At 71.0% G+C, this 19,647-nt stretch carries 24 protein-coding genes and 1 tRNA gene; 10 read left to right on the top strand and 15 right to left on the bottom strand.

From position 1 onward, the window contains the following. Nucleotides 1-7 precede the first annotated feature (7 nt). On the bottom strand, nt 8-451 hold the full coding sequence (locus NL112_RS09580; RefSeq protein ID WP_255152546.1) for a bifunctional nuclease family protein: 444 nt from the start codon (nt 449-451) through the stop codon (nt 8-10). 114 nt (nt 452-565) lie between these two features. Between NL112_RS09580 and NL112_RS09575 the strand changes: the two genes are divergently transcribed. Continuing rightward, nucleotides 566-856, top strand: a complete 291-nt coding sequence (locus NL112_RS09575) for a DUF8081 domain-containing protein (RefSeq protein WP_255152545.1) — start codon at nt 566-568, stop codon at nt 854-856. A gap of 140 nt (nt 857-996) precedes the next feature. Continuing rightward, on the top strand, nt 997-1,278 hold the full coding sequence (locus NL112_RS09570; protein ID WP_255152544.1) for a hypothetical protein: 282 nt from the start codon (nt 997-999) through the stop codon (nt 1,276-1,278). A gap of 34 nt (nt 1,279-1,312) precedes the next feature. On the opposite strand, the gene NL112_RS09565 is transcribed toward NL112_RS09570, so the two are convergent. Continuing rightward, complete coding sequence (locus NL112_RS09565) at nt 1,313-2,500, bottom strand: MFS transporter (protein WP_255152543.1); 1,188 nt, start codon at nt 2,498-2,500, stop codon at nt 1,313-1,315. Nucleotides 2,501-2,597: 97 nt separating this feature from the next. Here NL112_RS09565 and NL112_RS09560 point away from each other — a divergent pair, with 97 nt between their 5' ends. Then, nucleotides 2,598-3,434 (top strand): enoyl-CoA hydratase/isomerase family protein, encoded by an 837-nt coding sequence (locus NL112_RS09560; protein ID WP_255152542.1) that lies wholly within the window; start codon nt 2,598-2,600, stop codon nt 3,432-3,434. Here NL112_RS09560 and NL112_RS09555 read toward each other — a convergent pair. Beyond that, on the bottom strand, nt 3,431-4,183 hold the full coding sequence (locus tag NL112_RS09555) for a class I SAM-dependent methyltransferase (RefSeq protein WP_255152541.1): 753 nt from the start codon (nt 4,181-4,183) through the stop codon (nt 3,431-3,433). The two genes, NL112_RS09560 and NL112_RS09555, sit on opposite strands and share 4 nt — an antisense overlap. A gap of 241 nt (nt 4,184-4,424) precedes the next feature. Here NL112_RS09555 and NL112_RS09550 point away from each other — a divergent pair, with 241 nt between their 5' ends. Beyond that, on the top strand, nt 4,425-4,643 hold the full coding sequence (locus NL112_RS09550; RefSeq protein ID WP_255152540.1) for a DUF8142 family protein: 219 nt from the start codon (nt 4,425-4,427) through the stop codon (nt 4,641-4,643). On the opposite strand, the gene NL112_RS09545 is transcribed toward NL112_RS09550, so the two are convergent. Both NL112_RS09545 and NL112_RS09540 read right to left on the bottom strand, forming a co-directional pair. Then, nucleotides 4,640-5,101: a pyridoxamine 5'-phosphate oxidase family protein gene (locus NL112_RS09545; RefSeq protein ID WP_255152539.1), complete on the bottom strand. Its 462-nt coding sequence runs from the start codon at nt 5,099-5,101 to the stop codon at nt 4,640-4,642. The genes NL112_RS09550 and NL112_RS09545 overlap by 4 nt on opposite strands. Nucleotides 5,102-5,252: 151 nt before the next feature. Next, nucleotides 5,253-5,337, bottom strand: a tRNA-Ser gene (locus tag NL112_RS09540). 92 nt (nt 5,338-5,429) lie between these two features. Between NL112_RS09540 and NL112_RS09535 the strand changes: the two genes are divergently transcribed. Further along, a complete protein-coding gene (locus NL112_RS09535) occupies nt 5,430-6,377 on the top strand; it encodes an AAA family ATPase (RefSeq protein ID WP_255152538.1) in 948 nt (315 codons plus the stop codon). Between the two features lie 141 nt (nt 6,378-6,518). Beyond that, on the top strand, nt 6,519-7,592 hold the full coding sequence (locus NL112_RS09530) for a CNNM domain-containing protein (protein ID WP_255152591.1): 1,074 nt from the start codon (nt 6,519-6,521) through the stop codon (nt 7,590-7,592). An 18-nt stretch (nt 7,593-7,610) separates the two neighbouring features. Here NL112_RS09530 and NL112_RS09525 read toward each other — a convergent pair whose 3' ends face one another. From NL112_RS09525 to NL112_RS09500, 6 genes are read right to left on the bottom strand one after another with little or no spacing between them, the layout of a single operon-like run. After that, a complete protein-coding gene (locus NL112_RS09525) occupies nt 7,611-7,964 on the bottom strand; it encodes a hypothetical protein (RefSeq protein ID WP_255152537.1) in 354 nt (117 codons plus the stop codon). A 2-nt stretch (nt 7,965-7,966) separates the two neighbouring features. Continuing rightward, nucleotides 7,967-8,509: a hypothetical protein gene (locus tag NL112_RS09520; RefSeq protein WP_255152536.1), complete on the bottom strand. Its 543-nt coding sequence runs from the start codon at nt 8,507-8,509 to the stop codon at nt 7,967-7,969. Nucleotides 8,510-8,546: 37 nt separating this feature from the next. Next, complete coding sequence (locus tag NL112_RS09515) at nt 8,547-9,074, bottom strand: DUF7519 family protein (RefSeq protein ID WP_255152535.1); 528 nt, start codon at nt 9,072-9,074, stop codon at nt 8,547-8,549. Next, nucleotides 9,071-10,384, bottom strand: a complete 1,314-nt coding sequence (locus tag NL112_RS09510; RefSeq protein WP_255152534.1) for a DUF58 domain-containing protein — start codon at nt 10,382-10,384, stop codon at nt 9,071-9,073. Before NL112_RS09510 ends, NL112_RS09515 begins: the two co-directional genes overlap by 4 nt. After that, nucleotides 10,377-10,943 carry a DUF7269 family protein gene (locus NL112_RS09505; RefSeq protein ID WP_255152533.1) on the bottom strand — a complete coding sequence of 189 codons (567 nt, stop codon included), beginning with the start codon at nt 10,941-10,943 and terminating at the stop codon, nt 10,377-10,379. The genes NL112_RS09510 and NL112_RS09505 overlap by 8 nt, the downstream gene beginning before the upstream one ends. After that, entirely contained in the window at nt 10,940-11,842 is a 903-nt protein-coding gene (locus tag NL112_RS09500; RefSeq protein ID WP_255152532.1) for a DUF4129 domain-containing protein, read from the bottom strand. Before NL112_RS09500 ends, NL112_RS09505 begins: the two co-directional genes overlap by 4 nt. A 186-nt stretch (nt 11,843-12,028) precedes the next feature. Between NL112_RS09500 and NL112_RS09495 the strand changes: the two genes are divergently transcribed. Then, a complete protein-coding gene (locus NL112_RS09495; protein WP_255152531.1) occupies nt 12,029-12,718 on the top strand; it encodes a helix-turn-helix domain-containing protein in 690 nt (229 codons plus the stop codon). Nucleotides 12,719-12,776: 58 nt separating this feature from the next. After that, nucleotides 12,777-13,031: an MTH865 family protein gene (locus tag NL112_RS09490; protein WP_255152530.1), complete on the top strand. Its 255-nt coding sequence runs from the start codon at nt 12,777-12,779 to the stop codon at nt 13,029-13,031. Here NL112_RS09490 and NL112_RS09485 read toward each other — a convergent pair. Further along, nucleotides 13,022-13,675, bottom strand: a complete 654-nt coding sequence (locus NL112_RS09485) for a helix-turn-helix domain-containing protein (RefSeq protein ID WP_255152529.1) — start codon at nt 13,673-13,675, stop codon at nt 13,022-13,024. The two genes, NL112_RS09490 and NL112_RS09485, sit on opposite strands and share 10 nt — an antisense overlap. 186 nt (nt 13,676-13,861) lie before the next feature. Between NL112_RS09485 and NL112_RS09480 the strand changes: the two genes are divergently transcribed. Continuing rightward, nucleotides 13,862-15,808 (top strand): AMP-dependent synthetase/ligase, encoded by a 1,947-nt coding sequence (locus NL112_RS09480; RefSeq protein WP_255152527.1) that lies wholly within the window; start codon nt 13,862-13,864, stop codon nt 15,806-15,808. A gap of 59 nt (nt 15,809-15,867) precedes the next feature. On the opposite strand, the gene NL112_RS09475 is transcribed toward NL112_RS09480, so the two are convergent. The 3 genes from NL112_RS09475 to NL112_RS09465 all read right to left on the bottom strand — a co-directional run bounded on the left by NL112_RS09475 (nt 15,868) and on the right by NL112_RS09465 (nt 18,492). Next, nucleotides 15,868-16,947, bottom strand: a complete 1,080-nt coding sequence (locus tag NL112_RS09475) for a PGF-CTERM sorting domain-containing protein (protein WP_255152526.1) — start codon at nt 16,945-16,947, stop codon at nt 15,868-15,870. A gap of 277 nt (nt 16,948-17,224) precedes the next feature. Next, nucleotides 17,225-17,731 carry an SCP2 sterol-binding domain-containing protein gene (locus tag NL112_RS09470; protein ID WP_255152525.1) on the bottom strand — a complete coding sequence of 169 codons (507 nt, stop codon included), beginning with the start codon at nt 17,729-17,731 and terminating at the stop codon, nt 17,225-17,227. Nucleotides 17,732-17,820: 89 nt separating this feature from the next. After that, nucleotides 17,821-18,492, bottom strand: a complete 672-nt coding sequence (locus NL112_RS09465) for a helix-turn-helix domain-containing protein (RefSeq protein ID WP_255152524.1) — start codon at nt 18,490-18,492, stop codon at nt 17,821-17,823. Nucleotides 18,493-18,631: 139 nt separating this feature from the next. On the opposite strand from NL112_RS09465, the gene NL112_RS09460 reads away from it, so the two are divergent. Next, on the top strand, nt 18,632-19,588 hold the full coding sequence (locus NL112_RS09460; RefSeq protein ID WP_255152522.1) for a ferritin family protein: 957 nt from the start codon (nt 18,632-18,634) through the stop codon (nt 19,586-19,588). Nucleotides 19,589-19,647: the final 59 nt, after the last annotated feature.

The raw sequence follows: 19,647 nt of genomic DNA, 5'->3' as shown, positions 1-19,647 counted from the left end.
CGCCCGACTACCCCTCGGAGTGGACCTCGAAGTCCGTCGAGGGGCGGCCGGCCCGGTCCACGACGCCGTCGGCGACGACGATGGGACACCCCTCCCGGAGCGCCAGCGCGATGGCGTCCGAGGGCCGCGCGTCGAACGTCCGCTTCTTGCGCCGCCCGTCGAGATACTGCTCGGCGTCCACCTTGGCGAGGAACGTCCCGTCCGCGAGGTCGTCGACCCGGACCCGGTCGAGCGCGCCGCCGAACTCCGCGAGCACGTCCAGAAGCAGGTCGTGGGTCAGCGGCCGGTCGAACGGCTCGCCCGCCAGCGCGTGCTGGATGGACTGCGCCTGGTCACGGCTGATGAAGATGGGCACCACCTCCTCGCGGACGTCGAGCAGGACCACGGGCGTCCCCTCGCCCTCCTCGCTCTCGCTGAGGCCCAGGCCCCGAACCGATGCGTCGTGCTCCATGCTCGGCGGTTCAACGACATCACAGTAAAAGCTACGCCCAGCCCGAGAGAGCCGCCGAGCCGCCGGAAATCGGGGACCCGTAGGATTAACGGGCCGCTGGCCGTAGCCGGCCGCGTGAGCGACGACGGCTACGTGGTCGAGGTGAAGCGGTCCGCCCGGAAGGTCAGTCCGGGGGTGGGCCGATGGGTCCGCGAAAACGGCGTCCGCCGCCGCTTCCCCTCGAAGCCGCTGGCCCGGCAGTGGGCCCGCGAACTGTCGCCACCGGGCCGAACCGTCTGGGTACAGGACGCCGCCCCCGCCGACACCGACCCCGTCGACGGCTACGTCGTCGGCGGCCGCCGGGTCCCGCCGCGCCGGAACCCCGACCCCGGCGAGCAGGCGTCGCTGGCCGGCCTCGGGGAGTGAGCGGCCGGGGGCGCTCGCACCCCCCGCACCGTTCATACCGTTCACACCGTCAAAATCGCGGCCGTAGAGCGTTCGGACGCCTGAACCCGACAGAACGGTTTCACCCCTTCAAGTAGTCCGCGCCGATAGCCGGGACTGCGATGAACCGAACCCGAATCGTGGTCGCGGCCGTCGCCGCCGTCGCGCTCCTCGTGAGCGCGGGGGCGGCCGCCGCGGCCCCCGGTCAGGCACAGGGCGCAAGCGACGGCGACGCGGGACCGCCGAGCGACATGCCCGGCCCGGTGCCCGACTTCGTCGGTGACATCCACAGCACCATCAACGAGTTCCTCTCCGGGAGCATCGACGCGCTCGGGGAGGCCGTCTCCGGCGTGACGCCGGGCGGCGCGGACGACGCGGAGAGCGGGAACCAGACGGACGCGTAACGCGGCGCGGACCGACTCGTTTTCGCGGGAGCCGTCAGCCACGTCCGCCCGCCAGCCGTGCGGCCGCCGGCAGGCCGCGAAGCCGGAGCATCGCCAGCGTACCCAGCGCCGGCCCCACCGCGAGCGGCGCGAACGCCCACCGCCAGCCGACGGCCGCCGCCAGCACCGGCGTCATCTGGATGGAGCCGATGGTGAGCAGAAACCCCACCGCGGTCTGGAGTGTCAGGGCGGTACCGACGTAGCTCTCCTCGGCGAGTTCCGTCACGCACGCCGAGAACTGCGCGGAGTCGGCGACGACGACGAGTCCCCACAGCAGGAGGAACGGGACGAGCACGACGACGGGCCAGCCGAACGCCGGCACCGCCAGCAGACACGCGGTGCCGGACGCGACCATGCTCCCGGCGGTGACCGTCGTCCGGCCCACGCGGTCCGCGAGCGCGCCGGCCGCGACGGAGCCGACGCCGCCCGCGGCGATGGTGCCGAACGCGACCAGCGACGCCAGCACCGCGTCGCCGGTGGCCGCCAGCGTGTACGCCGGCACCCACGTCCAGACGGCGTACAGCTCCCACATGTGGCCGAAGTAGCCGACGTTAGCGAGCAGGGTCGGCCGGTCACGGAGCACGCGAACGGTCGCCGCCGGGTCGAACGGCGCCGCGGGTGCCTGGTACGGTCCCGGGCGAACCCGGAGCGCGAGCACGCCACCGACGACGGCCAGCGCCGCGGCCCCGTACAGCACGCGGAACGGGTCGCCGACGCCGCCGACCGCTCGCAGGAGATGCGGGAGCGCCGAGCCGACGGTGAGCGCGCCGACGACGGTGCCGATGGCGATGCCCCGGCCCCCGCGGAACCAGCCGGCCGCGAGCTTCATCCCCGGCGGGTACACCCCGGCCAGCGCCATCCCCGTCGACAGTCGGAGCGCGAGCGCCGGCAGGAACGCGTCGCCGAGGGCGACGCCGGCGGTACAGGCCGCGCCCGCGACGGCCGACCCGGCGAACAGGTAGCGCGGCGGCACCGTGTCCGACAGCGTCAGCCCCGCGGAGACGAGCGCCCCCACGACGAACCCGACCTGTACCGCCGAGGTCAGAAGCGCCTCCTCGGTGCCCGAGAGCGCCCAGCGGGTCGCCAGGTCCGGCCCGACCGCGGTCGCGGAGAACCACAGCGACATCGCGAGCAGTTCCGCGACGGCGACGAGCGCCAGCATCCGCCACTTCCCGTCTGCCATGTCGGGGCGTACGCGGGGTACCGACAAGAGCCTCCGCTCCCCACGCGCTCGTCGGCCCGCCGCCCACCTTCAAGTCCTCGCGTGTGCTTCCCGCGGTATGCAGGAGATAGGGACGGGGCTGGCGACGCTCGAGGTCGACGGCCACCGCGCGGACGTGCGGTTGAGTCGCCCGGAGAAGCGCAACGCGATGACCGTCCCGTTGATGCGCGACCTCGGGACGGCACTCGAGCGGGCCGACGCCCACGAGGACGTGCGGGCCATCACCCTGCTCGGCGAGGGCGAGGTGTTCTCCGCCGGGATGGACCTCCGGATGATGCGCGAGCGGGTGGACCGCGAGGCGCGAAGCGCCTCGGAACGCGCGAGCGACGAAGCCGCGAGCGAGGCGTCGGACGCCACACGGGACGCCTTCCCGGAACTGCTCGACACGCTCGAATCGACGGACGCTCCGACGGTGGCGGGCATCAAACGCGCGGGTCCAGCGGGTGCGTTCGAACTCACCCTGCCCTGTGACTTCCGCGTGCTCGGAGCGGACGCCGACTACGGCGTCGTCGAGGTGCGACTCGGCACGTTCCCCCACGGCGGCGCGACCCAGCGGCTTCCCCGCCTCGTCGGCCTGGCGAAAGCGAAAGAGCTCGTGTTGACCGGCGAGTATATCGACCCCGCAGACGCCGAGGCGTTCGGACTGGTAAACGAGGTAGTGCCAGACGACGAGGTGGACGCGGCGTCGCAGGCGCTCGCGGACCGACTCGCGGAGAACGCGCCGCTGGGGATGGCGAACGCCAAGCGGGCGCTGAACGCGGCGCTCGACACGCCGCTCGACGAGGGCCTCGAACTGGAGCAGGCGCTCGGCCGCGAGTTGGACGACACCCGCGACTACCGCGAGGGGTTCGAGGCGCGCATCGAGGGCCGGGAGCCCGAGTTCGAGGGGCGCTAAACCTCGCCGACGACGGTCACGCGCCCGGCGTCCATCGTCAGCTCCTCGGTGCCGTCGCCGTAGACGCCGACCACCTCGAAGCCGGCGTCCTCGAACCGCGCACGGAGTTCGGGCGGCGTGTACAGCCGCACCGAGTACGTCGACTCGCGGCGCTCGCCGTCGAGGTAGGTGGTGCGGTCGGTGTGCATCCGGCCCGTCTCGGGGTCGAAACTGTTCTCGTCGACGAGCAGGTCGCGGTCGTCGGGGCCGGCGTGGGTGGCGACCGTCCGGTGGAACTCCCGCATGACGCCGGCCTGGTGCACCATCTCGACGAGGAACCGGCCGCCCGGCCGGACGACCCGATGAGCCTCCTCCAGCACGCGCCGGTTGTCGGCGTCGTCGAAGTAGCCGAAGCTCGTGAACACGTTGAACGCCGCGTCGACGCTGTCGTCCGGGAGCGGCAACTCGCGCATGTCCCCCTGGCGGTAGTCGACCCGGTCGTCGACCCCGCGCTCGCGGGCGTCGGCCCGCGCCCGATCGAGAAACCCCGCCGAGCGGTCGACGCCCGTCACCTCGTGCCCCTGTTCGGCGAGGCGGTTCGTCACGCGGCCGTGTCCACAGGGGACGTCGAGCAGGTGTTCGTCGCCCGACAGCGACAGCGCCTCCGACACGAGGTCGATGTCGCGGTCGGTCCGCTCCGCGAGGCCGTCGGCGTAGAAGTGGAGGTACACCTCGGGGTCGAACGTCGCGTCGAAGTCGAACTCCGGCATGGCGGCCCTCCTCGGGGGGCACACTTGAAACGACGCTATCCGACAGACCGCGGAGAAAGACGGGGGAACTCGGGTCGCCGACCACATGGGGTGCCGAGCCCGGGGGAGAACTCGGGGGAGTGTCACTGGCCGGCGACCGCATCCACCCGTTCAGAGCCTTGATACAAAAATCTTTCTCTCGAAATAATGTTCGGCCGTCGTGTGCCGCGCCGCTTTTGGTCGTGGGGGCCCGACGACGGGTATGGACGAGGACGGCCCCGGAGTCAGCCGGAAGCGGGCGTTCTACGCGATGCTCCCGTTCCTGTTTCTCGGCATCGCGGACGTGCTGTTGCTGCTGGAGTGGGGTCTCGACCCGCTGTGGGGGTTCATGATCCTCCCGCCAATCCTGTTCGTGAGCGTGCTGGCGTGGATAGCGTTCCGGGGCGGACTGGCACGCAACCAGACGGGCGAACCGAACTAGCGCCCGGGCGCCGGCGCGTACGACTGGTCGCGGGCCACGACCGTCTCCGGGTCGACACGCACGAACACCGACGACTCCGCGGGGTTGCGGATGTACGACTGGAACCGCGGGTCCCACGACTCGACGTCGCTACCGAGATACCGCTCGTACAGCCGCGTCGCGCGGTCGCGGTCGAACGGCACCACCTCGGCGGTACCGCGCATCCCGACGTGCTGGATGAGCCCGCGACGTGGCTCGGAGTCGACGATTCCGACCGCGACACGCTCGTCGCGGGCGACCCGACTCGTGAAGGAGTTGGCGTCCCGGTCGCCGTCTATCCACAGCGAGCCGTCTTCCCACAGGTACCACACCGGCGACTCCCGGGGGCCCTCCGGCGAGCGCGTCGCCAGATGCGCGAACAGCGGCCGCGCCAGGAAAACGCCGATGTCGACGCCCAGCGAGTCCTCGACGACATCCATGCCCGGAGTCGGACGTACCGGTACGTATGGCTGGCGAAAGTTGCCGCGAGTGCACGACAGTACCACACCCCGGAGCGACGCCGACGTGACCGTCACTCGGCAGGTCGAGCGACACGCTACGCGGTCGCTCGACGGGTGTCCGTCGTGAAAACGCCGAGGGGGAGATTTGAACTCCCGTGTCCGTGAGGACAGCAGATCTCGAATCTGCCGCCTTGGCCAGGCTAGGCTACCTCGGCTCGTTTCGAACGATGCCGGTAGCGACTTTAGGGGTTACGGTTCCGCGCCGCGTCCCGACAGGAATAAACGCCGAGCGCCCCGCGTCCGGTGTATGGACATCGACGCGGCAAGCGCCGACTGTCAGGCCGTCCTCGACGCCGTCGGGGAGGCGGTCATCGCGGACCGTGAGTTCCTCGAGACCGTCCTCACCGGCGCCGTCGCCCGCGGCCACGTCCTGCTCGAAGACGTCCCCGGCACCGGCAAGACCCTCACCGCTCGCTCGCTGGCCACGGCCCTCGGCCTCTCGTTCTCGCGCGTGCAGTTCACGCCCGACCTCCTCCCGTCGGACGTGACCGGCACGCACGTGTTCAACGAGCGGGACCGCTCGTTCGAGTTCCGCGAGGGCCCCATCTTCGCCAACGTCGTCCTCGCGGACGAGATCAACCGCGCGCCCCCCAAGACGCAGTCCGCCCTGCTGGAAGCGATGGAGGAGGAGCAGGTGACCGTCGACGGCGACACCCACGAGTTGCCCGACCCGTTCCTGGTCATCGCCACCCAGAACCCCGTCGAGCAGGAGGGGACCTTCTCGCTTCCGGAGGCGCAACTCGACCGCTTCGCCGTCAAGACGGCGGTCGGCTACCCCGAGGAGGAGGGCGAGGTCGAACTGCTCCGGCGGCGGGCCGGCCGCGTCGAGCGTGCGCCGTCGGTCGAAGGGGTGCTCGACCCCGAGCGCGTCGCGGAACTGCGGGCGGCCCCCGAGGAGGTGCGCGTCGACGAGGACCTGCTGTACTACGTCGCGGAACTCGCGCGGGCCACCCGCGCCGACCGCCGGGTCGAGGTGGGCGTCTCTCCGCGTGGCACCCAGCGGCTGTTCGAGGCCGCCCGTGCCCGCGCCGTCGTCGTCGGCCGCGAGTACGTCACTCCCGACGACGTGAAGCAGGTGGCCGAGGCCGTCCTCGCGCACCGTCTCGTGTTGACGCCGGACGCGAAAGTCGAGAACGTGGACAAGAGCCGGGTCGTCGAGGAGGCGATGGAGGAGGTTCCGGTTCCGACGCTGTAGGCGGCGCTGACACCACAGCCCGGGCCGAAACGCCCGAATCGACCGCTCGTCGCGAGACAGAAGGTACTAACGGCGCGACGCCGAATCCAGTCGCCGGGAACACGACAGATGAGTCTCTGGACGCTCCAAGCCGGGCACAACCTGACGACGCTCCAGATCGGGCTTCGGTTGATCGCCGGAATCGCGCTCATCCTCGCCAACGGCTTCTTCGTCGCCATCGAGTTCGCGCTGACCCGGGTCCGACAGTACAGCGAGTCCGAGTTCGACACGCCCGGCCTGCGCCGCGCGTGGAACATGACCGACGAACTGGAGATATACCTGACCGCCTGCCAGGTGGGTATCACCGCCTCCAGTATCGCGGTCGGTATCGTCGCGGAGCCGGCGCTGGCGGCCATCTTCGAGCCGGTGTTCGCCAACAGCGCGCTCGCGTCGGTCGGCGCCGGCGCGGCCATCGCGTTCATCATCATCAACCTCGTCCACCTGACCCACGGCGAGCAGACGCCGACGTATCTCGGCGTCGAGCGGACGAAGCTCGTCTGTCGGTACGGCGCGACGCCGCTGTACTACTTCACGAAGGCCATCCGGCCGGTGATGGAGATAGGCGACACCGTCGCGAAGTGGACGCTCGGGCTGTTCGGCATCGAGATGACGGGCGCGTGGCTCGACGCTGAGGAGGAGGCCATCGAGACCCGCGCACAGCTCCACCAGCGGCTCAACAGCGTGCTCGAACAGGGCGAACTCTCCGAGGAGCGTCACGCCGAGGTGCTGTCGGCGCTGGCGGCCGGCGACACCCCCGTCGAGAGCGTGATGGTCGACACCGACGACGTCGTCTTCCTGTCGACCGAACTGTCCGTCGAGGAGAACTTCGAGCGGCTCTCGGGGTCGCCACACACCCGCTACCCGCTGGTCGGCGAGTCGGTCGACGAGTTCCGCGGCATCGTCTACGTCCCGTCGGTGCTCGACCGCATCGACGAGCTCCGGGCCGGCGAGACGACCCTGGAGGAGATAGCCGCGCCGCCGATGACTATCACCGCCGACACGAGCGTCACGGACGCCATCGACCAGTTCCAGGCCGAGCGACAGGAACTCGCGCTGGTGCTCTCCGAGGGCGACGTGGTCGGTCTGCTCACCGCGACCGACGCCCTGGAGACGGTGATGGGCGAACTCCAGGACCCGCTAGACGACGAGGCGGCTCGCGAGGCGGCCGCCCGGTAGTCGGGCCGCCCCGTCGGGCTACTCGCGGGACAGTTCCCTGACTCGCTCGAGCGCGCGGTACTCGCGGCGCTCGGCGACGAGCGTCACCAGGAAGAACAGCGCCACGAGCGCCGCGGCCACCCGCTTCGAGTCCGTCGGGTCCAGCGTGTCGAGCGAGTGGTGCAGGAAGAACACGTCGACCAGCCGCGAGGCGTGGAGCGCCTTCAGGTCGGCGGCCGCGACCGGGCTCACCCAGTGAGCGTCGGGGAGCATCGCCCACACGCCGCCAGCGAGCGCCGCCGCCCGGGGGTACGGGAGCCCGGGGAGGAGATACGTCACGACGAGCACCGTGACGGCGCCGCCGAACGCGAAGTGGGCGATGGCCATCGACATCGCTACAGCGCGGCGTCGGCGTACGCCTCCAGCCCGCGGACCGTCGGCCGGAGGTAGGAGTCGCGGTAGCCGTCCACGTCGTTCTGGAGCAGGTCGAACCGCTTGAACAGCATCGCCGCCACGATTTCGCGGAACGCCTCGACCGAGATGTCGCCGACCGGCTCCCCGGAGCCGGGCGGGCAGTCGTCCGGGCGGACCGGGAGCATGACGCAGGTGTCGGGGACGCCGGCCTCGCCCGTGAACAGGAGCGTCGAGACGCTCCCGTCGTCGTTCGGTTCGTGGACCGAGAGGAGGTCCGCGCCCGCCAGCATGTCGTTGGGGTCCTCCGAGACGTGGAGCCCGAGGACGGCGATGGCGAACTCGGCGTCCGTGTCGGCGAGCGCCTCGCGGAACGCGACCAGCGCGCCGCCGAACCGGTCGGCGAACGCCTCCTCGTCCATGTCCTGGAGGGCGTTGTACAGCGTTCCGACGGTTCGCGTCTCGTCGCGGAGCGCCTCGCGAAGCGGGTCGGGCAGGTCGTGTTCGATGTCGAGGCGTTCGGTCACGGCCGTCGTTCGCGGCGCGGGCGCAAAAGCCCCCCGCTCACCTGAGTACGGCGACTATCATCGTCGCGCCCAGAAGTAGCAACACGACGGCCAGAAGCGGGCGGCCGCCGCCGGCCAGCCGGAACACCGTGTACGCGACGGCGCCACCCACCACGGCGACCGCGAGGCTGGCGGCCGCGTGGACGAGTTCCAGCCGCTCGGAGCGGGCACGCCGCCCCAGTTGCTCGCCGACGCCCAGGGCGGTGTCGCCCACGTCCCACGCCAGCACTGTCGCGCCCGCCGAGACGACGAGCAGTTCGGGCGGCGTGCCGTAGATGCCGCCGACGAGCAGGCCACAGACGAGCGCGCCGGTGGCGACGCCGAGCGCACGGCGCGACCCCCGGCGGAGCGCGACGGCGAACAGGCCGACGGCGACGACGCCGACGGCCACCGCTGGCAACGAGGGGGCGAGCGTCACTGCGGCCGCCAGCGCCGCCGCCAGCGTCAGCCCGCGGCCGAGGTTCGACGGGCCGGGCTCGAACCCCGCCGGCTCGCCGGCCGCGTCGTCCGCCGACTCCCCGCTCACGCGTCCCACCTCGCTTTGGCGTCCGCGATGGCCGCGGCCAGCGACTCCTCGCCCCAGTCGACGACGCGGATGCCGGCCCGTCGCAGTTCCGACAGGCGGACGTCACGCTCCGCGCGGGCCAGCGCCCGGCCCGCCGACCCCGCATCGGAGGGGTCCGGGCTGACGACGGTGACGCGGTGGCCGTACGCGTCGAGTCGGCGGGCGACGCTGACGAGATACTCGTCGGTCACCGGCGAGAACAGCACCACCTGCGTCTCCGGCGAGAGCCGGCGGCGCAGGCGGTTGAACTGGATGCCCGCGAAGAACGGCTCGTCGACGGGCGTCGCCCCGAACGCCGGGTCCGTCGCCAGCAGGTCGCGGGCCCGCGCCCGGTGCTCGCCGCCGGCGCCCGGCGCGAGCCAGGTGTCCTTCGGCCCGTAGGAGGCGAGGCCGACCCGGTCGCCCGTCTCCAACAGCGAGGTGAACAACTCGCCCGCCGCGGTGACCGACCGCTCGACGGCGGAGGCGGCGTCCTCGGGTCCGGCGTGGGCCTCCTCGCGGGTGTCGACGACCAACTGGACCGTCGCGGCCTGCTCCTGTCGGTACTCGACGGTGGCGAACTCGCCGGTGCGGGCCGCCCGCCGCCAGTCGATGCGGGAGATGGGGTCGCCGGGGCGGTACTCCCGGACGGCGTGGAACTCGGTGCCGGCGCCGCCGGTGTCGGTCGCCACCCGCCCCGTGTACTGGGCGGTCTGGGTCCGGAGCGGCATCGGCACGCCCGTCTCCAGCGGCGGCACGCAGACGAGTTCCGTCGGCTCGGTCGCCCGGACGGTCGTCTCCCGCTCGATGGCGCCCGAGAAGCCACGCAACAGCACCGTCGCGGCCTCGAAGGCGTGTTCGCCACGGCTCGCCTCGACCCGGTACCGGAGGGTCGCGCTCCGGCCCGGGCGCAACGCGGTGCCGAGGCGGGGCGACCCCTCGACGACCTCCAGGCCGGCGGGGACGCCGTCGACGACCCGCACGTCCGGGAGCGTCGAGTCGCCGACGTTCGTCACGGTCACCGTGACGCCGACGGGGTCGCCCGGCGCGGCCTCCGTGTCGTCGAGTTCGCGGGTGAGTTCCACCTCGCCTTCGGGCGGGGCGCTCGCGGCGGCGTACGCGACGAAGACGGCGCCGACCGACCCCGCCAGCAGTAGCGCCGGCTGGGCGACGACGACGCCGACGGCGGCGGCGAACAGCGCCACCGCACCGATGCCGCGCCACCGACCAGTCTCGCGGTCGACGGTGTCGGGGTCGGTCCGCTCGGCCGGGTCGACGACGGTCTCACTCATCGGCCACCCCCGCCCGCCTGGCGACGGCGAGCGCGGCCCGCCGGGCCTGCTGGCGGAACCCGGTGCGGGCCTCGGTCGACCCGCGGAGCCGGTCGACCAGCGAGTCGTCGTCGGCCTCGACCGGCTCCGTGGCGAAGAACGCCGCCGCCACGGGGTCGTCGGTCCACTCGCCGGTGTCGAGCATCTCCAGCCCCTCCTCGCGGGGGTGGCCCTCCCGCGAGAGGACGCCCAGCGCGGCCGCCTGCAACCGCTCGCGCACCTGGGCGCGGGCGGCGTCGTTCTCGCGGTCGCGCCGGGGCGAGATGGCCGCGAGGTCGGCGTCGAACCCGTCGCCGGGCACCGGCTGGTCGGCCCGCGCCTCCACCTCTCGGAGGGTCGCGGTGTCGCGGTCGGTCGCCATTCGCGCCCGGACGAGCGCGAGACCGAAGAGGAAGGCGAGCGCCCCCACCAGCAGGACCAGCCCGTACGAGACCGGGAACCCGACAGCCAGCGCGGGGACGAACACGACCGCCAGCCCCGCGAGCGCCGTCGCGGCCCCGACTAGCAGGGTGCGTCTCACGCGTACCCCTCCTCGATGCGCCGCAACGCGTCAACGGCTTCCTGCTCGCGCTCGTCGGTGACGGGCGCGTCGCCGTAGCGCACCTCCTCGAACAGGGCGGTCAGCGCCTCGACGTCCTCGCGGGCCATCCCGGCGTCGACGGCCGCGGCCGCGAACTCGCTTGGCGTGCTCGCCTCGGGGTTGTCGACCGCGAGGTGGTCGGTCATCTCGCGCCACGCGCGGAATATCTCGTTGTCGACGACGGAGCCGCGGGCGATGCGGTCGGCGGCCTCGCCGGCGACGCGGCCGACCGCCTCGACGTCCTCCTCGCCGGCCGGGACGGCCTCGGGTTCGGGCGTGAACTCGTCGTCGCCGGTCGCGCGAACGAGGACGACCCCCGCGCCGACCAGCGCGAGCGCGAACAGCACCGCCAGCACCGTCGGCGGGTCGGCCGCGGGGACGCTCGTGTCCGCGTTTCCGGGGACGCCGCCGCCGGGGACGATGGAGGTGTTGTTCCGGTCGGAGTCGGAGAGGCCCGGGGCCATCCCGCCCTCGCCGGTGCCGAACAGCAGGAACACGAGCGCGGCGAACACGACGGCGCTGACGACGGCGAACGCGACCCCGCGGGGGCCGTACTCGCGGTAGAGCTGGTAGAAGGCGTACAGCGACGCCAGGACGACGAACAGCAGTAGCAGGCGGCCGAGCCAGACGGCCAGCCAGCCCGGAGCCCCGGCGTCGTTGATGGTCGGCGGCGACAGGTCGATACCGAACGACCCCTCGCCGAGCCCGGGGTCCTCGGTGTCGCCGGCGCCGATGCCGCCGCTCCCGCCCGCGGTGTCGTTGAGCGTCGCGGCCGCGACGCTGATGGAGACGACCGCGAGCAGGGCGAGCAGGGCGACGACGATGCGACTGCGGTCCACGTCCGGTGTAACTATTGACGCTACGTGAGCCTTTTCACCGAGAGTAGGCGGGCGATTCGACCGGACTGAGGGCGCGACCGGGCAAAAACGTTCCCGAGACTTCGGCCGCGATTGCACCTACCAGCGTAAATACGGTCGGAGACAACCGGCAGTCGACTTTAGGTTGACAGGCCGCAGTCGTCGGCTATGCGACGTGCCCGGTTCCTCCTGCGGAGCCGCCAGGGTCCCTTCGAACTCGTCGGGCGAGAGGCCCCGCCGAGCGTCGACCCCGACGCGCTGTTGCATCTCGACCTCCTGCAGGACGGCACCGGCGTCACGCTGTACCGGCTGACCGGCGACCGGGCGGCGATGCGGGAGACGCTCGCGGCCGCCGACCCCGTCCGCTCGTTCGACATCTTCGAGGCCGGCGGTACGACCGACGCCTTTCACGCCCGCGTCCACTTCCAGCCGACGGAGCCGGTAGCGACCTTGCTGTCGCTCGTCTCCGAGCACCGGCTCACCGTCGACCCGCCACTGGAGTTCGTCGACGAGACGGCGCTTCGGGTCACCGTCGCCGGCAAGCAGTCCGACATCCGTGCCGCCGCGGACGCCGTGCCCGACGCGCTCTCCATCACGCTCGAACGCGCGGGACGATACCACCCGTCGACGGACGAACTCGCGTCGGTGCTGACCGACCGCCAGCGGCAGGTGCTGGCGACGGCCGTCGCGGTCGGCTACTACGACACGCCCCGGACGGCGACGCAGGCGGACGTCGCGGAGGCGCTCGACTGCTCGGCCGGCACGGTCGGCGAACACCTCCGAAAGATACAGGCACGGGTGCTCAGGGAGGTCGCCGAGGAAGACCGGGCGCTCGTCCCCGCGGCGGCCGAGACTTAAAGAGCCGCACAGTTGCGGCGACAGGACCACGGGGGAGGAGCCAGGAGTGGCGTCTGCTATGGCGGACAAAGAGAACGTGCGAGAGCAGTTCACCGAAGCGTTCGAAGGCGCCGACTACCCGGTCAACAGCCCGATGGACCTCGTCCCCGCGCTCCCGAACGGGCCGGCGACGAGCTTCCAGGTCGGCGACGAGGAGATTACGGCGATGGAGCTCAACCAGAAGGCGTCCGGCGAGGCCGACTACCCCTACGACAGCGTCGACGAACTGGTCGACGACCTCGTCGAGGGGATGGACGACCGCGGCTACTTCTGAGGTAAGACTCCCTTCAGCACCGTCGCCTCTATCTTGCGGAGGTGCTCGCCGACCGTGCCAGTCGAGACGCCGAGTTCGTCGGCGATATCCTCGTAACTGGCCTGCCGTGGCTCCTCGTAGTAGCCCACCTCGACGGCCGCTCGCAGGGTCTCGCGCTGGCGCTCGGTCAACTGCGCGTACAGCCCCCGGTCGGTCGGCACGTAGTCGCCGGTGCCCAGAAGGCGGAGCCCCACCTCCTCGGTCATCGACCCCATCGCCTCCCGGAACGTCTCCAGCGTGCCGATGGCGGTCACCCGCAACGCGCCGCGGTCGGCGTACTCCATCGGCATGTCGAGCACCAGGTCGTGCTGTTGGGGGATGGCGTAGACCCGCTCGATGAGGTCGGTGGGCTCGAACTGGACGTGGGCGAACACGCGTTCGCCCAGCGCCGTCGTCGATACCGACGCGACGGCGTCGTGGTCATCGAGCATCGTCTGGGCCGTCTCGTGGTCCCCCTGGAGTTCGTACAGCGAGACGACGGTGTCGTCGTCAAGCAGACGGAACCGGTGGATGGCCCGGCGCTGGAGCCCGGCCGATTCGAGGCTCGCCTCGATGGGGTGGAACTGCCCGTCCGGCGGCACGAGCAGGAACGTGATGAAGCGCACACCGGAGCGTGCGCCACTCCGGGAAAAACCCTTCTGCCGGCCTCCTCCGGCGTTTTTCAACCCCGACCAGAAGAACGGCCGCACGACTGCGGCCCCGTGTGGGTCGTCACCACGCCACAGCGGATAAAGGAATACCACACATTGACGGCGAAACACCGTTGGAACCGGGCCGTCCACCCGCTACCGATGACCGACGACTGGCGCCGGGCAGAGCGCGAGTACGAGGACTACGCCACACGGGAGGGAACGCTACCGGAACTGTTCGCGGACGCGGCCGACCGCCACGCCGACGGCGACGCCCAGTGGTACAAGGGCGGCGTCGTCGACCGGTCACTCGCGGGGGTCGCGTACGACGCCGCACCCGACGGCGAGTTCGCGTCGCTCACTTACGCAGAGATGCAGGAGGTGGTGAAGCGACTGGCCGCCGGGTTCCGCGAACTGGGTGTCGAGCGGGGCGACCGGGTGGCCATCCACGCGAACACGCGCCCGGAGTGGGCACAGACCGACTTCGCACTGCTGTCCGTGGGCGCGACCGTCACGACCGTCTACACCGAGTCGTCGCCACAGCGGGTGGCGTACCTGCTCGACGACCCCTCGGCGACGGGGGTCGTCTGCGGCTCCGGGAAACTCGCCGAGCGCGTGCTGTCGGTCGCCGACGACCTCGACGCCCTGGAGTTCGTCGTCGTGATGGACGCCTACGGCTCCGAGCGCGACGACGTGTACACGCTCGCCGACGTGTACGAACTGGGCGAGGCGGCCGGCGTCGAGGGGTACGACGACTGGGTCGCCGCCCCCGAACCGGGCGACCTCGCGAGCATCATCTACACGTCGGGCACCACGGGCAAACCGAAGGGGGTGAAGCTCACCCACCGCAACTTCCGGGCGAACGTCGCCCAGATACGCAAGCGGTTCGGCCCCCGCCCCGACAAGGACGACGAGGGGATGACCATCGACGCGGACACCCGAACGCTGTCGTTCCTGCCGCTGGCCCACGTGTTCGAGCGCACGGCGGGCCACTTCTCGATGTTCGCGGCCGGCGGCACCGTCGCGTACGCCGAGTCGACCGACACGGTCGGCGATGACCTCTCGGCGGTCTCGCCCAACGGCGCCACCTCGGTCCCGCGGCTGTACGAGCGCGTCCACAGCCAGATTCAGGAGGAGGCGCCCGACGGCGTGAAGGGTCGCATCTTCGAGTGGGGGATGGACGTGGCCCGCGAGTACGGCGCCGTCAAGCGCGACGGCGGCGCGAGCGCGCTGTTGCGGGCGAAACACGCCGTCGCCGACCGGCTCGTCTTCTCGCAGATACGCGAGGAACTCGGCGGCAACGTCGACGCGTTCATCTCCGGCGGCGGCTCCATCCCCCCGGAGCTGACGGAGCTGTTCGACGGGATGGGGATGCCCATCAGCCAGGGGTACGGGCTGACCGAGACCTCCCCGGTGGTGGCGACGAACCCGCCGGAGGCCCCCAAACACGGCTCACTCGGCCCGCCGGTCGTCGAGACGGACATCAAGCTCGACGCCTCCGTGGTCGACGACGAGACCCGCGCGGACGCCGACGGCGAGGTGGGCGAGTTGCTCGTGCGCGGCCCGCAGGTGTTCGAGGGCTACCTCGACAAGCCCGAGGCGACCGAGGACGCGTTCGACGCCGGCTGGTTCCGCACCGGCGACATCGTCGAGCGGGATTCGGACGGCTATCTCACCTACCGCGACCGCCTGAAGCAACTGCTCGTACTCGACACCGGGAAGAACGTCGCCCCTCAGCCCATCGAGGACGACCTCGTCGCCACCGATCTCATCGACCAGGCGATGTTGCTGGGCGACGACGAGAAGTTCCTCGGCGCGCTCGTGGTGCCGGACCCCGAGACGGTGCGCCGGCGCGCCGACCGGGAGGGCGTCGACGTGCCCGACGACCTCGACGGGATGGCCGACGACGACCGCGTCCGCGAGTGGGTCGACGAGACCATCGACGAGGTGAACGAGACGAAGGACAAACACGAACGGGTCCGTGGCGTCCGCGTCGTCGGCGAGGAGTGGACCGCCGAGAACGACCTGCTGACGCCGTCGATGAAGAAGAAGCGCCGCGACCTCCGCGAGGAGTACGACGACGAGATAGCCGCGCTGTACGGGAGCTGATTCCCGAGGGACGAAACCTACTGCCGGAACACGTTACGGGACCGGTCTCAAGCAGGGAGTTACGTCCGCCGCACCGCGACCAGCGCGGCCGCAAGCAACGCGACCAGCGCGAGGCCGGCCGTGAAGCCGGGGCCCTCGGCGATGGTGGGCGTCGTCGGCACGGCCGTCTCTCGGGGCGCCGCGGTCCGCCGGGCCGTTGCCGTCCGGTCGGCGTCGGGGTTGCTGGCGGCGGTCGCCGTCGGTGTCGTCTGCCTCGCCGTCCGTCCGTCATCGGGGTTGCCGCCCGCTGTCGCCGTCGGCGTCGCCTGCCCGGCCGTCGCCGTCGGCTCCGGGGTGGCCGTCGGCGTCGACCCGCTCGGCGTCGCTGTCGCTGTCGCTGTCGGCGTCGCCGTCGCGGTCGATGCCGGCGTCGGCGTCGGGGTGCCACCGTCGGCGTTCGGCGGCGGGCCGAGCGTCTCGACGGCCTGCTGGCGGCTCTCGCAGTCGCAGACGTACGTGTACTGGCTCGCCGCGAATATCTTGTAGTCGGTCCGGGTGTCGAACTTCGTCGACCCGCTGATGAACCCGTCAGCGCGGTACCAGCCCGGCTCCGAGGGGTTGGTCACACAGCCGTCCTGTCGGGCGACCACCTGGTCGTCGATGGTGGCGTTGACCGGCTCGCCGGCCAGCGCCTCCTTCCGGTAGAACTCGATGAAAAACCCCGTCTCGTTCGACGTGTACGACTGGTAGGCGGTCAGGAGGCTCTTGTCGGTCTCGGTGCCGGCCCCGTCGTTGCCGCGGTCGATGCCGAACGCGCTGGCGTCGCTGGCCGTGCACGACGACACCCCGAAGTCGGGGACCTCGAGCACCACCCAGTGGGCGGCGATGTTCTCCGAGAGCCCGGAAGCGTACACCTCGAACGACCCGCCGGTCGTCCCCGGCGAGTGGTCCACGGGGAAGTACGTGAAGTTGATGGGGAACACCTGCTGTTCGTCGTCCTCGCGGCCGGGGTCGACGCCGCCCTGCCGGCCGTCGGCCACCTCGTAGTCGCCGTTGTCACCCGGCGTGGCGACGCCGGCGACGGCCGAGGACAGCAACGCCGCGACGACGAGCACCACCGCGAGCGTCCGGCCGGTCGCGGCGAGTCGGCTCCGAGCCATGGGTCAGCGCTTCCCCCCGGCGCCCGGGAGCCGCCAGTCGTCGGTCCGATCCAGACTGCCCGTGCCCGCCGCTCGACGCCGGAGGCCCCGCGGGACCGCTGACGGGAGCGGTCCAGGCGTCGTGGTCACGTTTCGCATGCTCCTGGAGAGGTCCCGTGACACCCCCGTAAACGTTCGGCGGCACACCAGCGGGCAGTTATAAGCGACCCCGACATCGGCGCCGTCGACACGCGACGCTGGGCGGATGTCGAACGAACCGAACAGGGAGCAAGCGACGCTACGCTCCGTACTCCTCGTCGACGAACGTGGCGTCGATGTTCGACGACAGTTCCGTCAGCCGCGCGGCCGAGTCCGAGTACTGGAGCACCTTCTGCATGTCGCCCTCGAGTTCGAACTGCCCGGACATCATGCCGTCGATGGCGCCGATTTGTCCGGAAACGAGCTGTTTCCAGGTGTCGAACTCCGCGACCATCTTGAACCCGTACTCCACGTCGTCGACGTCGGCGATGAGTTCGGCGCTGGTGCACTCGCCGCCCTCCAGCCCGAGCAGGGCGTACCCGGTGCCGGTCTCGCGGTCGACGTACTCCTCGAGTTCAGCGGCGAGCTCCTCGGGGAGCGCGTCGAAGTCGATGTCGTCGACGGGCATCTGCCGCATCTCGAAGACGAAGTCGCCGTCGAAGCCGACGCCCCAGTCGCCCGATATCTCCGCGTACTCGTCGTCGCCGTTGATGCGCTTGCGGTACTCGGTGAACCACGCCTGACTCGGGAACACGATGTCGCTCATACGTCACCATCAGAACGGTGCAGGGGGCCTAAGGGTTCTCCTGCCGTTGTGCGGCGGGTTTAAATAGCGGCCGGCGGCGGCCGACCGTCTCACTCGGTGGAGAACCGGGCGGGCGCCAGCGTCGACAGCGCCCGCGCCTCGATCTTGCGGAGGTGTTCGCCGACGGTGCTTCTGGAGACCCCCAGCTCCTCGGCGAGTTCCTCGTGAGTGGTGCGGCGCGGCACCTCGTAGTAGCCCAGCTCCATCGCCGCGGTGAACGTGTCGCGCTGGCGGGAGGTGAGGCTGGCGAAGAAGTCCTCCTCGGTCGACGGCTCGTAGGGGCCGAACCGCTCCAGTCGGACGTCCAGCGAGTCGGGGGCGGCCTCGACGGCGTCGCTGATGGCGCCGTCGGTGCCGACGATGGTGACGCGGACACCTCCATCGGGGAGACAGCCGATGGGCGGACGGACGACGATGGCCTCCCGGCGGGTGATGACGAGCAGTGCCTCCATCACCTCGGTGGCGTCGAGATGGACAAAGGAGAGGCCGCTGTCGTCGCTGACCCGGTGGAGTTCGAACTCGTGGACGCCCGGGTGGTCGCGGGTTATCTCGGCGGCGCGGTCGAGGTCGCCGTCGACCCAGTAGAGGACGACGCAGGTGCCGTCCTCCAGCAGGCTGATTGCCTCGATGGAGCGGCGGCGGACGTCCGGGTCCTCCGCCACGGCCCGGTCGATGGGGTGGAACCCCTCGGGCGGGGCCGCCGAGAGAATGGCCTGACGCATACGCCCGACTGCCGGCGCGGCGGATATAATCCTGCCGCCATCCCCGCGGACGACGGCCGGCGATTGCCTGTCCACTTATAGGACCCGCCGAACAGCGGCACCACCACCAATGCCACACACTGCCACAGTACGGACGAGTATGAACCGCTACGCCGACGCCACCCGCTCGCTTCGCCTCGACCCGGAGAGCCAGGCGGGCGGCTACTTCAAACACGCCGTCTACAACCACTGGGACCCCTACGAGGACATCCCCGAGGAACTGCTGGAACGCGACCGGCAGGCGCTTCTTGACGCGGAGTTCGACGCCGACGAGTCCGACGGCCTCGCACAGGGGCTGGCGCTGTTCGGCGCCGGCGAGGAGGCCGTCACCGAGGACCTCGCCCCCCTCTCGATGGTGTTGGACGACATCGACGACCAGATGTTCATCTCCTCCCAGATTTACGAGGAGGCGAAACACACCCAGTTCTTCGACCGCTACTGGCGGGACGTCCTCGTTCCCGTCTGCAAGGAGCGCGGCTGGGAGGTGCCGATGCCCACCGACGACGAGTTCTTCATGGACGACTACGTCGCGTTGTTCGACGACGTGGAGGCGGCGATGCACCGCCTGCTGGAGGAGGACACCCCCGAAAACCGCGTGCGGGCGTACTGTCACTACCACCTCGTCGTCGAGTCGGTGCTCGCCCAGACCGGTTACTTCGGGCTGACGAGCGCGTTCCAGGAGGACCCCTCCAGCGAAATCGTCCGCGACGACGCGCCCGAAATCCCCCATCTTCCGGGGCTCGTCGAGGGGCTGAGCTACATCCGAAGCGACGAGGGGCGCCACGTCGGCTGGGGAATGCACAAGGTCCAACAGCACATCCGCGAGGACGACGTCGACCCGCAGGTGGTCCGGGACACCCTCCAGTCGCTGATGGGCAACGTCGCCAACATCGTCAGCTACGAGGAGAACTTCGTGAACCCCGTACCGCTGGTCGGCTACGCCCGCGACAAACTCACCCGCCGCATCGAGATCATCACCGACGCCTCCGCCGAGATACCGGACGTGGACGAACTCGTCGCGCTGGACACGAGCGACGACCTCGCGGCGGGGGACTGACGGCTCTCGGCGTCGTGGCAACCGCCGAGGGCTGACGGGCCGGCCGCAGTGACAACCGG

Source organism: Halorarius halobius (genome assembly GCF_024298865.1).
Lineage (GTDB): Archaea > Halobacteriota > Halobacteria > Halobacteriales > Haloarculaceae > Halorarius > Halorarius halobius.
Note: the sequence above shows the minus strand (reverse complement) of the source record. Positions and strands in the feature narration are given on the sequence as shown.